Raw genomic sequence first — 12,676 nt, forward strand, 5'->3', positions numbered from 1 at the left:
ATCCATCTCAAATCAGAAGATGGACACCGGCCTTAATTCATTAACATCATACTACAAATTGAAAGGTCTGATCACCCGGTCAAGCACTCCCTGGACTTTGGAAATAGCCACGCCATAATTAGTCACAGGAACTCCGCTGCGTTGGCACTCTTTGATACGCCTAAGCATTTCACTGCGGTTAAGCATGCATGCCCCGCAATGAATCACCAACTTGAACCGGCTGAGATCGTCGGGAAAATCGTGCCCGGAGTACATCACAAAATTAATATCCTTCCCGGTGTACTGACGAATCCAGCGTGGAATCTTAACCTTGCCGATATCATCGGCAACAGGGTGATGGGAACAGGCTTCGCCCATGAGGATGGTATCACCATCCTGCAAGGAATCAATGGCCTTTGCGCCTTCCACAAGACTGGGTAAATCCCCCTTGTAGCGGGCGAACAAAGTCGAAAAAGTGGTCAATGGAATATCATCCGGCACATCCCCGGCAACACTCATGACAACCTGAGAATCTGTTATGACCAACGCCGGGTTACGCTTCATTGAAGACAATGTTTCCTCAATCTCCCGCTCCTTGACTGTCACGCCTACGGCATCACAATCAAGAATCTCACGCAGGACCTGCACCTGCGGAAGAATCAGCCTGCCTTTGGGGGCGGCAAGATCAATAGGAACCACGCAAACAACCCAATCTCCCTCATTGAAAAGATCTCCGGCAAGAACCGGGTCCTGTTTCATTTCCTCCGGTGCCAGAGCGATGATTGCTTCTTTGAGTTCATCAATTGAGCATGATTCCAATACGGATGTCTTGTAATATGGAATTCCGCGTTGGCGGCAATAATCCATATCAGCTTCCAGCGGCTCACAAATATCATTTTTATTGAAAACCACCAGATATGGGATTTCCAATTCCGAAACCTTGCTGATCAACTGCACTTCATAATCGGTAAACCCGTCTTCCCCCACAACAATCAAGGCAAGATCAGTACGCATCATAACCTTATTGGTGGCTTTGATCCGCAATTCGCCAACCTCCCCGGTATCATCCAGTCCGGCAGTGTCATAAAATGTTACCGGACCAAGGGGGAGCAACTCATAATGTTTTGCCACCGGGTCAGTAGTCGTTCCGGGCAGGTCGGAAACAATCGCAACATCCTGTCCGGCAATTGCGTTTATCAATGAAGATTTACCGGCATTGCGTTTACCGACAAGAGTTATCACCAGCCGGACACCGCGTGGAGCCTTATTCGACATTATTCATTCTCCTTGAGGAACCTTTGGAAGCTGAAGCGACAAAACCCAATGCACGGATCAATTCTTCAGCCCGCGAAACAGAATCGGCAACATCTACGGAAACAGCATTTTTTCCGGGGTAGATATTATAATTCCTGCGTTTGGAAACAGGCGTAACTGACGGCATGATGACATTGCAACCTCGCTGAAGACCTTTTTCCCTGCCCTCCGGGTCAAATGAATCAAGGGCTGACGTAGCGGGAATATTGGAAAAAGGGTTGAGCAGACGGGCCAAGGCCGTAAACCTTAAAGACAAATCAATACCCCCGGCTGCGGCAGAAGAAAAAGGAGTATCGGGATGGGGAATAAACGGTCCTGCCGCAATCATATCCAACCCAAGATCACTGAGGAAAAGCAGGTCATCAGCCAGTTGCTCCACAGTATAGTCCGGCAGCCCGACGATGATACCGGACCCCACCTCATAGCCGATTTGCTTTAGGGACCGCAGCAGTTTCAGACGTTTATGAAAATCTTCCCCGCATCTTATTTTTCCATAAATATCAGGATTGGTAGTTTCCAGCTTCAGCAGACAACGGTCTGCCCCGCATTTAAACCAATGCTCATACTCGGCAGCACTGCGATCGCCCAGCGAAAGGGTCACCGCAACATCGTGCGCTCCCTTAATTCCTGAAATGATCTCTTCAATCCGGTCCGGTGAATAACTGAAGTCATCGCCGGATTGCAGAACAATAGTACGCGCACCGGCTTCAGCAGCCAGATTGGCGGATTCAATGATGTCAGCGACATCCATCCGGTAACGGCTCACCTTTGAATTTGCAGCGCGCAACCCGCAATAATTGCATTTTTTATTGCAAACATTGGAAAACTCTACAATTGCCCGCAAATACACTTCACGCCCAAAGTTCTCTGCCCTCAGGTTGTCAGCCGTTGAATACAGTCCATCGTCATTGCCGCCACCAAGGTAATTGATAATCTCATCACGCCCAAGCACAGCCATCCCAATCTCCTTCAGCAGCTTCTCTAGACCGCATGCCTAACAGCTTCATTCCTTATTTCCCCAATTTACTTCGTCCGGCGTAAACCCCTGCTTGCACAGCCTCTGCGGCGACAAAAGTTCATCAACCTCATCAGCTCCGGCAATACCTTGAAAAATTATTTCGTCACGCAAAGAACGCCCGGATTCCCTAGAGGCAACTATGAGTTTTTCAACGGAATCATAGCCCAGAACCGGAACAAGGACAGTCCCCAAAGCATCGCTCGACTCAACATGCTTCCGGCAACGCTCCTCGTCTGCGGAAATCCCCTGTACGCAACTACTGGTGAAACTTCGAGTAACATTCACCAGTAAACTCAAAGAATTAAACAAATTATGCGCCAGAAGCGGCATAAACTGGTTAAGCTCCAACTGCGCCATAGACGCGGCAAGAGTTATGGTCTGATCATTTCCCATGACCTGCAAAGCAACCTGCGCGACAGATTCCGGTATAACCGGGTTGATTTTGCCAGCCATAATCGAGGAACCGCACTGGCGGACAGGTAACCTGATTTCTGCAAACCCGGCAGCAGGCCCGCTGCCCAGCAGCCGCAGATCATTTGAAATCTTCATCAGATTTGCCGCATACGACTTGAGCATGCCGGAAACTTCCACAAAAGAATCAGAATTCTGGGTAGCATCAATTAAGTTTTCCGCCCTGGAAACAGGAAGGCCGCAGATATTCTTCAGCTCTCCCGCAACCTGCAAAATATAGTCACGCGGCGCACCCAGCCCGGTTCCGACAGCAGTTCCGCCGAGGTTAACCTTCTTGACCCTCTCCCGGCACTTGAAAATTCTCCAGCGGTCACGGGAGACAGCATCGGCAAAAGCACCGAAAGTCATCCCCAGAGTCATGGGTACAGCGTCCATCAATTGCGTCCGCCCAACTTTGACCACCTGCGCGAATTCAATTTCTTTGCTTTGCAATTCCTCCTGAAGCTTTGCGACCTCTTTTTCAAGATCAACCAGCAGGGCAAGAACCGCAACCTTTAAGGCCGTGGGATAAACATCATTGGTGGACTGGTGCATGTTCACATGTTCGACAGGATGAACCAGCCCATAGTCACCAAATTCGCCACCTAAAATTTCAATGGCCCTGTTGGCGATGACTTCATTAAGATTCATATTAGTGGAAGTCCCCGCACCGCCCTGATAGGGATCAACAATTATACTGCTATTTAATTTTCCGGAGGAAACATCCCTGCATGCCGTTAGAACCGCTCTTCCGATTCTTTCATCCAAAAAGCCCAGCTTCATATTCACAGCAGCGCATGCTTCTTTAACCTGCCCGAATGCGCGAATGAACCGCTCGTGGATTCGAGAACCAGAAAGCGGAAAATTAAGCATGGCCCTTTGGGTATGGATGCCGTAATAAGCTTGGGCCGGGATTTCCAGCTCACCCAGCGCGTCTTTCTCCATGCGGAAAGCAATGTTTCCGGCTTCAGACATATTCCCTCCGGATTCTAATTAAATATAGAGATCCCGCTCGCCTTTTTCCATTCGGGAAAGGCGGTCAGTCAGCAGCTTGCGCCGATCAGGATCAGCATAACTTTCAATTTCTTCCCTGATTAATTCTTCTCCGACCTTCTTGGTCTCTGCGGATGCATAATCTTCGAGGTATTCCTTAAAAGTCAACAGCCCATTGGGCAAACAAAATTTCTGGATAAATCCTGTTTTGGCCAATTCCATGAAGTGCTCTCCGGTACGGCCGAGGCGGTAGCAGGCGGTACACCATGAAGGCACATAACCATGTTCGCTGACAATGGAATGGATTGTTTCATCAAGGGAACGGCTGTCGCCAATGCAGAACTGCTGCACGTCCGGGCGGTCATATTCAGGATCACTGTACGCACCGGGGTAAGTTCTGGACCCCGCAGACATCTGGGAAACACCGACCTCAAGCAGCTCTTTACGGAACGCTGCATTTTCGCGGGTGGTGAGAATCAGGCCGGTGTACGGAACTGCCAGCCGGAGTACTGCGACAATCTTCTTAAAATCATGATCCGAAGAAAGATATGGAGGATTGAAAGCCAGCTCTGAGTTCTGCGCCGGCTCAATGCGGGGGAAAGAGATCGTATGCGGACCGACACCGTGATCCATCTCCAGCTGCCTGGCATGGTAAAGCAAACCCATAACTTCAAAGACCGGATCAAATAAGCCGAAAAGCGCGCCCATACCAACATCATCAATTCCGGCTTCCATAGCCCGGTGCATGGCATAGAGACGCCAGTTGTAATCTGTCTTGCGTCCTGCGAGATGATATTTTTTGTAAGTTTCCTGATGGTAGGTTTCATGAAAACACTGATAGGTCCCGATGCCCACCTCATGCAGTTTCCTGAACCCTTCCACATCCAGCGGCGCACAGTTGATGTTCACCCTGCGGATTTCCCCGCTCTTGCGCGAAGTTACGGAATAAACATCCCTGACAGTCTGGGCAATCCAATCAGCATTATACTTGGGATGCTCACCGTAAACCAGCAGAAGACGCTTGTGCCCCTGATCTTCAAGAACCTCAACCTCTTTATGTATGTCTTCAGCACTGAGGGTACGGCGTTCAAGGTCTTCATTAGTGGCGTTGAATCCACAGTATGCACACTGGTTGGCGCATTCATTTGAAATATACATCGGAGCAAAAAGAACCAGCCTATTGCCGTAGATGCCCTTCTTCACTTCAATGGCGGCTTCGAAAATTTCATTATCCAGTTCCATGTCCTTATTCTTCAGCAGGACTGCCGCCTCAAAGGGAGAAATACCTTTTCTCTCTTTGGCTTTTGCTATGATCTCACGGACGTTGGAAGATTCAGGGTCGCTGGCTTTTGCAATTTCCGACCAGATAAGCTCTTCATCAATAAATGATTCAAGCCCGGTTCCGAGGGTGTAATTCTTATTCATAGTTGTATCCTTTCCTATCCTACACGAGGAGTGATTTGACTTTTACGCCTTGAAGCATGCCCAATTGCCCGGTTAATGCCCCGACCTCGTCCGTGGTTGCCTCGATGATTATGCCGATGACATTCACGCCCTTTTCGCGGAAAGGAAGTCCCATACGCCCTACAATAATTTCTCCGTGTTCACTCAGAGTCTGGTTGACCTTCGGTGCAGACTTATATCTGTCTTTGATGGTTATTCCTATAATTCCCAAACGCTTATCCATTAAAAAAGGCTCCGCAATGGTCGAAGTAAAGAAGCAGCTGACAGCTTCCGGAGCTTGCCGGGGAAACCCCTTCAGGAAGTCAGGACGGACCCTTTTCCTCGGTAATTTGCCGGTAAGAAAGACACAGGCTGTTTTACAAAACAGCCTCCAACACTTGCGCCGACCCTTGGCTCAGATTGCCCTTACCTCAGGTTAACGCTGTTTATAGTATTTTTACAGATTCAGGCTGATACCCTTTTTTTTCAGGGCTTCAAGCTTGCTGCTGCGATCATAGTAATGGGTATGCAGAAGATGGTGGGATTCATGCCCGCAAGGACCATCATGCAGGAAACCGTTTTTAGGGTCATAGATTTTTACAACCATAGGGTTATCCTGAGATTTCCTGTACTTATAGATATCCTTGTCCGCATCAGCCGCATAAACAGAGTTCTGACGGCGGGCAACAAAATCCATGGCACTTGCTACCGCTTCTTTGGCAACGTTAACGCCCAGAACGGCATAACCGGCCATCACACCTGCGGCCTTGATGAAACTGCGTCTGCTTAATTTCATATCAGCTCCTCCTTATGCCTTGACTTTGCGGGCTCTGAACCGCTTGTTGATCTGAGCCACAGTGGATCTGAACAGGGATGCCCTGATTTCAGGATCAAGCGGCTGTCCGCCACCGTTAACGCAACCGCCGGGACAGGTCATTATCTCAATGAAATGATATGGGGATTTACCCGCACGCACTTCATCACAGAGCTTGGCTGCATTATCCAGTCCGCTGGCAACAGCAACTTTCACAATGCCGAAGTTGGGAACATGAACATCAGCAGTATTGATACCCTCATGGGTACGGACAACTTTGATATCAGGGCTGGGAATCTTGGTTCCGGAGAGGACTTCGTAAGCCAGCCTGAGAGCCGCTTCCATTACCCCGCCGCTGTTACCGAAGATAGTCGCAGCACCGGTGGATTCACCGAGGACCGGATCAGGATCTTCTTCAGGCAGGCTGTTGAAATCAATACCGGCGGCCTTGATCATGTAAGCCAGCTCACGGGTGTTGATAGTGGCATCGATGTCACGGTCAAACCCGCTGTCATCCAGCTCACTGCGCACACCTTCATATTTTTTGGCGATACAGGGCATGATGGAAACTGTGTAAATCTTTTTACCGTCTGTCTTTGTTTCCTTTGCGCCGTATGTCTTGGCAAGAGGACCAAGCATGCCGATAGGAGATTTACAGGTGGACAGATTGGGAATCAGATCGGGATAGAATGTTTCCGCGAACTTGACCCAGCCCGGACAGCAGGAAGTAAACTGCGGCAGGGGCATAGCGTCCTTGGTTCCCTGACTCTTCACCCTGTTGAGTAACTCTGTTCCCTCTTCCATGATAGTCACGTCAGCAGTGAACTCGTTATCCCAGATGTAGTCGAACCCGAGTTTACGCAGAGCAGCATGCATCTTCCCGCCGACATATGTCCCGGTGGAAGCACCGAAACATTCGCCGAGAGCGTAACGGACTGCCGGAGCAGGCATGGACACAACAATGGTATCCGGGTCCTTGAGTTTAGCCGCAAGCTCATCCACGAAAGAAACCCCTTCGTAAATGGCACCGTAAGGACAGTTGGTAAGACACTGTCCGCAGTTCATACAGGCAACAGGATCAACAATCCGGTGGATTCCTTCATCATTGATCGACTGAATAGCACCACTGGCGCAGTACTCTTCACAAGCACCGCAGCCTTCACATTTCGCTTCGTCAACCCGCACAAACTTGACAGTATCAGCGTCAACACCAACTGGAGGAGCGTAAAGAGTATACTCAACACCCTCCATTCGTTTGGCATTTTCATTCACAGCAGGTTGAACCGCTGCCGCCCCGGCTGGCGGGGACTTAGGCGCACATCCTGACATGCATGGCCTCCTTGGTTAAAAGTAGTCATCAAAACAGCAAACACACCAAATACAAATATTAAAATAGTAACACTAGGGATGCACTATTACACTTTCAATATGCATGTCAACAAACCATCCAAAAACAGATTCCTTGGGAGAACAATGCAAAATGACACACAAAAACAATAAAGTAGAAATACATAGCCTACTAACTACATTATGAAAAATTTAAAATCGTAATGGAAAAAGGGAGAATTCATCAGATAGAGATGAAAGATAGAAAAAACTTGAAAAAGAGAATCAACAGGGCCCAAAGCACAGGCAGCCAGTACAAATGGATCTGCTACGTCCAGAATTGTAAGAATGGGAAATACATCGAAGAGAAAACCGATCGCCAACGCTGCCGCGCGGATTGAGGCTGGCAAGAACTGAATGAGATGATGTAGCCGGCTATTGGGAATGTGAATTTGAGGATGGGATATGGGTTAAAGGGGTAAAAATTTAAGTCTCTTTTTTAGGCCTTTATTTACTCCTGTTAACTGTATTATGAGACCACTATCTTGAAGATAAGTTAGAATTTAGGAGTTGGATATGGCCTGTTGTATGGAAGATAAGTATCAGCCTCCCCAATTCCCGCAAAACACCTTCCAATTCGCTCTACAAGTCCCGACAACCTGAACGTCTTTTTCCAACTACCTTTCCAATTCTTCAATCTTTGAATCTTGCTCTATTCCGCTCGTATCGGCTTTTAGTGAAAAACTCTGAGACTCTTGCACAATCTCCCGATACTTTTATGTAGCTTAGCCCCCCTTAACTGAGGTATGTGTTTTTTACAAATCGCAAAACAATTAAGGGAACTAGTTGAGAATCAACATGGGGAACGCAAAAAGGGAAAAATTTGAGCTTAATCAAACTTTTCACTGTTTTCGATTTCATGGGGAAAAGTATGGGAAAGGTATTTTTTGAAAAAGTAAAAGGGTGCTAGACTATTCGTCTAACACCCTGTATTTACTGTGGTAGGCCACCAAGGACTTGAACCTTGAACCAACGGATTAAGAGTCCGCTGCTCTACCAATTGAGCCAGTGACCCGTGTCGTGAGAATGGGTTTAGAGAGATTCACCACGGATGTCAAATGGTTTTTTTATTTTTTTACTAAAAAAGGCAACTAAATGCGTTTTAAGCTAATTTGTTTAATTTTATTGAGTTTCATCTCTTCTCTTGCACTTATCCACCCGCAAACGGCCCAGAGTGCCCAAAAACGGAATCCCAATCTGGATACGAAGTGGAAACTATACACACTTTCCGCTGAGGACCAAAAACAAACCGGACTGAAAACCAATGTTTTAGCCGCCTTAATCCTTGAAACTAAAAACGGCTGGTACACATACTCACATAATCCGGGAAAAATGGGCCAACCCACAACGTTGAAGGTAACCCTTACTCCGGACAACACCATTCTCCCGACAATGTATCTGCCGGGTAAGCTCAAGGACGATCCCTTTAATAAAGGACAGAAGGTAGCCACTTACTCCGATCCTACCCCGATTCTGGTTCCGGTTCCGCCCGCTATTAAGTCGTTTACGCTTAAGGCAAAGCTCAGCCTGCTTATGTGCTCCAAAACGGCCTGTATGCCTTTTAAAACTGATCTCAGTTTTTTCGGCATGGCGGTTTCTCCAGACAAACTGCCGCAAGCCAGTGCTCAACCTTGGTGGACGGAATTTGTGGAGATGCGCAAAAACGCAAAGCCCGTTAAAATTAACCTGAAAAAAATCGCCACGGTAGAAAGCAAAAGCACTGCAAAAGCGGTTAAAAACCAGCCGCAAAAAACCGCCCCGCCGGTACAAGCAGAAAAAACAGAAGAAGCCGAAGCCGCTTTCAGCTTTGATTCACTCAAACCACGCTCATTCACTCCGGGTCTTGAAGTTACCGACCTGAGCACCGCAATTCTTTTCGGACTGCTGGCCGGATTCCTGCTTAACTTCATGCCCTGCGTACTTCCGGTGATCAGCCTGAAACTTTCCACCCTGCTGGCCGGAGCCGGGCATGGAAATGCTGAAGAGCAGAAACGGGGATTCCGCGAACACAACATATTTTTTGCGCTGGGCATCCTGCTTTATTTTGGAGTGCTCAGCGCAATACTCGGGGCCACAGGCATGGCTTGGGGACAGATTTTCCAGAAACCCCCGGTCGTTATCGGGCTGACCGGAGTTGTTTTTGCGCTGAGCCTGAGTCTGTTCGGACTGTTCAACCTGCCCATTGTCGACCTGAAACTCGGATCGGAAAACAGCGGACCGCGCAGACAGGCACTGTTCACCGGGATACTCGCAACCCTGCTTGCAACCCCTTGCAGCGGGCCGTTCCTTGGCGGCGTGCTGGGCTGGGCCATGATACAGCCGCACTACGTGATCAGCTCGGTTTTCCTCAGTGTTGGAGCTGGTATGGCCATGCCTTATATTTTGATGGCTATATTCCCGGCAATGGCGACCCGCTTTCCCAAGCCCGGAGCATGGACCATCTGGATTGAACGGGCTGCCGGATTTTTCCTTGCCGGAACCTGCATCTACCTGTTCAGCATCCTGCCTGAAGACAGGTACATCCCAACCCTGATCTTCATGTGGTTCACCGCTGTGGGCGCATGGATGTGGGGTCTTTCCGCCGGAACGGACAAAAAATCCACCATGTATCTGATGCGTGCCGGGGCACTCGCTCTCTGCATTGCAGCCGGGTTCTGGGCCGCAACACCGCAGGAACGCACTGCCCACTGGATAGGATTCGAACAGGAAGACTTCACTGCCCGCCTCGGTCGCGAAGCAATGCTTGTCGAATTCACTGCTGACTGGTGCCCGTCCTGCAAAGTTCTGGAACAAACCGTGCTGACCCCGACCAACCTCAACCGTTGGCAGGAAAAATACGGCCTTACATTTATTAAAATAGACCTCACCGCACCGGATAAAATCGCCGACAAATTCCTGCGCGCGCTGGGCAGCAGGTCTATTCCGCTGGCAGCCATATTTAAACCCGGAGAAGATGCCTCCTCACCGACTGTCATCCGTGACCTTTATACCACTGGACAAATGGATGAAGCTTTGAGTCAGACCCTTAAATAAGGAATTCAAATGCATAAAAACTCAGAACACGGTTTTTTCAGCTGGAATGAACTTCTGACAACAGATCTGGAATCAGCTAAAAGATTCTATGGTAAGCTGCTCGGATGGACATTTAAAGAGTCAAAAACAATCTACGGCGACACCTACCTGACCGCCTTCAAGGATGGACAGATGACGGCAGGAATGCTGCTCAAGCCAGCCGACACGCCGGAGCACATTAAAGGATGCTGGGACCCGTATATCGCTGTGGATAATATTGATGAGTCTGTCGTAGAGATCGAAGAACTCGGAGGCAAAGTAGTACTCGCCCCGACCAGCATAGAAAATGTAGGACGATTCTGCGTTATTCAGGACCCGCAGGGAATTTACCTGAATCTCATCACCTACGATAACAAAGACTGAAAATTCGAATATATCTCATATGAAATCAGCAACCTTATACATATTCTCCGGCCTGCCCGGAGCCGGAAAAAGCACTTTAGCGCAAACCTTAAGCACTGAACTCAATTGTGCTTATCTAAGAATAGACACCATAGAGCAGGCAATCAGGGACCTCTGCGGATTCAAGGTCGAAGGCGAGGGATACCGGCTTGCCTACCGTATTGCCGCCGACAATTTGAATTCCGGCATCAGTGTTATTTCCGATTCATGCAATCCGATCGAATTGACGCGCGCTGAATGGCGTGAAGTTGCCATTGATTCAGGTGCATCTTTTATTGATATTGAGGTCATTTGTTCGGACAAAGACGAACATAGAACAAGAGTTGAAAAACGATCTTCAACTGTACCGGGGTTGAAGCTGCCTACATGGGAGCAGGTTATGAATCGTGACTACCACCCTTGGGATTCAAACAGGATTGTGCTTGATACAGCAGGCAAAAGCACGGCTGAAAGCCTTCAAGAACTTATCCTGTTGATTAAAAAATGGCATGAAATAATTTAGCTGCACGTCGCCCCTTTACGACTGTAGCACAGTCAGTTATCACGTGGCTCAACAGCAACTTTAAAACACCACTACTAAGGAAGCATATGCTTAATTTTCAAATATTCATTCCCACCCGTATTGTTTTCGGTCCCGGAAAGCTCGCAGAACTGGAGTCCCTGACCCTGCCTAAAGGCAAAAAAGCCATGGTCGTAATCGGTGAATCCGGCGCCATGATCAAGAACGGCTACCTCGATAAAGTTCAGGCCGCGCTCGCCAAACAGAATGTTTCCACTGTTGTTTTTGATAATATTTCTCCCAACCCGAAATCAGATCAGGTTGACGAAGCTGCTAAAATCACCCGCGAAAAGGATATTGATTTCATCGTAGCCCTCGGCGGCGGTTCCACCATTGATGCCGCCAAAGCAATTGCCCTGCTGACCACCAACGTCGGCAAATGCTGGGACTACATGCAGGCCGGTTCCGGTGGAGGTGTTAACCCCGAGAATCCCGCAGCTCCTCTTATCGCCATCCCAACCACTGCGGGTACAGGCACCGAAGCGGACCAGTGGGCGGTAATCAACAAATCCGGCGGCAATGAAAAAATCAGCCTCGGTAACGATTCCACCTTCCCCGCAATTTCCATCGTTGACCCAGAGCTTATGGTCAGCGTCCCCCCGCGTATGACTGCCTACACCGGGATCGATGCATTTTTCCATGCAGTGGAGACCTTCCTTTCCACCGCGCACCAGCCCATGAGCGACATGCTGGCTCTTGAAGCTGTTCACCTGAGCAGCCACTACCTGCCTATGGCGATTGCCGAAGGCGACAATATCGAAGCCCGCACCGTCATGGCATGGTCCAGCACCGCAGCAGGGATGTGTGAAACCCTTTCCCGCTGTATTTCCCAGCATTCCCTTGAGCATGCTCTGAGCGCCAAGTATCCCGAACTGCCGCACGGCCTCGGCCTTGCCAAGCTTTCCGTGCCCTACTTCAAGCGTTTAATCCCGGAAAGCCCGGAGCGTTTTGAAGATCTCGCCATGGCTATGGGTTACGACACCCAGCAGTTTGACGAGAACATGCGCGCAACCGTATTTCTTGAAGGTCTGCGTTCCCTGCTCGAACGTGCCGGCTTCAACGAAGAGTCCCTCAAAGACTACGGCGCAAAAGAAGAAGACGTAGCAGAACTGGTCGATATCGCCGAGCAGACCATGGGCAAACTTTTCGAGTTCACTCCCGCTAAAATGGAACGTGAAGATCTCGAATGCATCATGTCCGAAGCTATTGCCGGTTAATGCCTCCGGCGGCGCCTTCAGCGGGACCA

11 protein-coding genes and 1 tRNA gene are annotated in these 12,676 nt (G+C 49.1%); 4 read left to right on the plus strand and 8 right to left on the minus strand.

What is annotated here, in order from left to right:
- Window positions 1-51 precede the first annotated feature (51 nt).
- The 8 genes from hydF to ACNI29_RS00955 all read right to left on the minus strand — a co-directional run bounded on the left by hydF (window position 52) and on the right by ACNI29_RS00955 (window position 8,412).
- Complete coding sequence (gene hydF, locus ACNI29_RS00920; protein WP_419780324.1) at window positions 52-1,254, minus strand: [FeFe] hydrogenase H-cluster maturation GTPase HydF; 1,203 nt, start codon at window positions 1,252-1,254, stop codon at window positions 52-54.
- Complete coding sequence (gene hydE / locus ACNI29_RS00925; RefSeq protein WP_419780325.1) at window positions 1,244-2,251, minus strand: [FeFe] hydrogenase H-cluster radical SAM maturase HydE; 1,008 nt, start codon at window positions 2,249-2,251, stop codon at window positions 1,244-1,246. The genes hydF and hydE overlap by 11 nt, the downstream gene beginning before the upstream one ends.
- A 45-nt stretch (window positions 2,252-2,296) precedes the next feature.
- A complete protein-coding gene (locus tag ACNI29_RS00930) occupies window positions 2,297-3,736 on the minus strand; it encodes an aspartate ammonia-lyase (RefSeq protein ID WP_419780326.1) in 1,440 nt (479 codons plus the stop codon).
- An 18-nt stretch (window positions 3,737-3,754) separates the two neighbouring features.
- Window positions 3,755-5,179: a [FeFe] hydrogenase H-cluster radical SAM maturase HydG gene (hydG, locus tag ACNI29_RS00935; RefSeq protein WP_419780327.1), complete on the minus strand. Its 1,425-nt coding sequence runs from the start codon at window positions 5,177-5,179 to the stop codon at window positions 3,755-3,757.
- 19 nt (window positions 5,180-5,198) lie between these two features.
- Entirely contained in the window at window positions 5,199-5,441 is a 243-nt protein-coding gene (locus tag ACNI29_RS00940; RefSeq protein WP_320008982.1) for a TM1266 family iron-only hydrogenase system putative regulator, read from the minus strand.
- 213 nt (window positions 5,442-5,654) lie between these two features.
- Window positions 5,655-5,993 carry an iron hydrogenase small subunit gene (locus ACNI29_RS00945; RefSeq protein ID WP_419780328.1) on the minus strand — a complete coding sequence of 113 codons (339 nt, stop codon included), beginning with the start codon at window positions 5,991-5,993 and terminating at the stop codon, window positions 5,655-5,657.
- Between the two features lie 12 nt (window positions 5,994-6,005).
- Window positions 6,006-7,262 (minus strand): [FeFe] hydrogenase, group A, encoded by a 1,257-nt coding sequence (locus ACNI29_RS00950; RefSeq protein WP_419782074.1) that lies wholly within the window; start codon window positions 7,260-7,262, stop codon window positions 6,006-6,008.
- A gap of 1,074 nt (window positions 7,263-8,336) precedes the next feature.
- Window positions 8,337-8,412: transfer RNA gene (locus ACNI29_RS00955), tRNA-Lys, on the minus strand.
- 80 nt (window positions 8,413-8,492) lie between these two features.
- Between ACNI29_RS00955 and ACNI29_RS00960 the strand changes: the two genes are divergently transcribed.
- From ACNI29_RS00960 to ACNI29_RS00975, 4 genes are all read left to right on the plus strand, one after another.
- A complete protein-coding gene (locus ACNI29_RS00960; protein ID WP_419780329.1) occupies window positions 8,493-10,430 on the plus strand; it encodes a protein-disulfide reductase DsbD family protein in 1,938 nt (645 codons plus the stop codon).
- Window positions 10,431-10,439: 9 nt separating this feature from the next.
- Window positions 10,440-10,832, plus strand: coding sequence for a VOC family protein (locus tag ACNI29_RS00965; protein ID WP_419780330.1), 393 nt, complete (start codon window positions 10,440-10,442; stop codon window positions 10,830-10,832).
- Between the two features lie 19 nt (window positions 10,833-10,851).
- On the plus strand, window positions 10,852-11,373 hold the full coding sequence (locus tag ACNI29_RS00970) for a P-loop nucleotide/nucleoside kinase family protein (RefSeq protein WP_419780331.1): 522 nt from the start codon (window positions 10,852-10,854) through the stop codon (window positions 11,371-11,373).
- 86 nt (window positions 11,374-11,459) lie between these two features.
- Window positions 11,460-12,647 (plus strand): iron-containing alcohol dehydrogenase, encoded by a 1,188-nt coding sequence (locus ACNI29_RS00975; protein WP_419780332.1) that lies wholly within the window; start codon window positions 11,460-11,462, stop codon window positions 12,645-12,647.
- The last annotated feature ends 29 nt before the right edge of the window (window positions 12,648-12,676 follow it).

Source organism: Maridesulfovibrio spiralis (SeqCode), assembly GCF_048571135.1.
GTDB classification, from domain to species: Bacteria; Desulfobacterota; Desulfovibrionia; order Desulfovibrionales; family Desulfovibrionaceae; genus Maridesulfovibrio; species Maridesulfovibrio spiralis.

Coding starts and splice junctions, on each gene's coding strand:
- ACNI29_RS00970 (WP_419780331.1), top strand. CDS start 10,852: ATGAAATCAGCAACCTTATACATATTCTCCGGCCTGCCCGGAGCCGGA.
- ACNI29_RS00960 (WP_419780329.1), top strand. CDS start 8,493: ATGCGTTTTAAGCTAATTTGTTTAATTTTATTGAGTTTCATCTCTTCT.
- ACNI29_RS00930 (WP_419780326.1), bottom strand. CDS start 3,736: ATGTCTGAAGCCGGAAACATTGCTTTCCGCATGGAGAAAGACGCGCTG.
- hydG (WP_419780327.1), bottom strand. CDS start 5,179: ATGAATAAGAATTACACCCTCGGAACCGGGCTTGAATCATTTATTGAT.
- ACNI29_RS00965 (WP_419780330.1), top strand. CDS start 10,440: ATGCATAAAAACTCAGAACACGGTTTTTTCAGCTGGAATGAACTTCTG.
- hydE (WP_419780325.1), bottom strand. CDS start 2,251: ATGGCTGTGCTTGGGCGTGATGAGATTATCAATTACCTTGGTGGCGGC.
- ACNI29_RS00945 (WP_419780328.1), bottom strand. CDS start 5,993: ATGAAATTAAGCAGACGCAGTTTCATCAAGGCCGCAGGTGTGATGGCC.
- ACNI29_RS00975 (WP_419780332.1), top strand. CDS start 11,460: ATGCTTAATTTTCAAATATTCATTCCCACCCGTATTGTTTTCGGTCCC.
- ACNI29_RS00950 (WP_419782074.1), bottom strand. CDS start 7,262: ATGGAGGGTGTTGAGTATACTCTTTACGCTCCTCCAGTTGGTGTTGAC.
- ACNI29_RS00940 (WP_320008982.1), bottom strand. CDS start 5,441: ATGGATAAGCGTTTGGGAATTATAGGAATAACCATCAAAGACAGATAT.
- hydF (WP_419780324.1), bottom strand. CDS start 1,254: ATGTCGAATAAGGCTCCACGCGGTGTCCGGCTGGTGATAACTCTTGTC.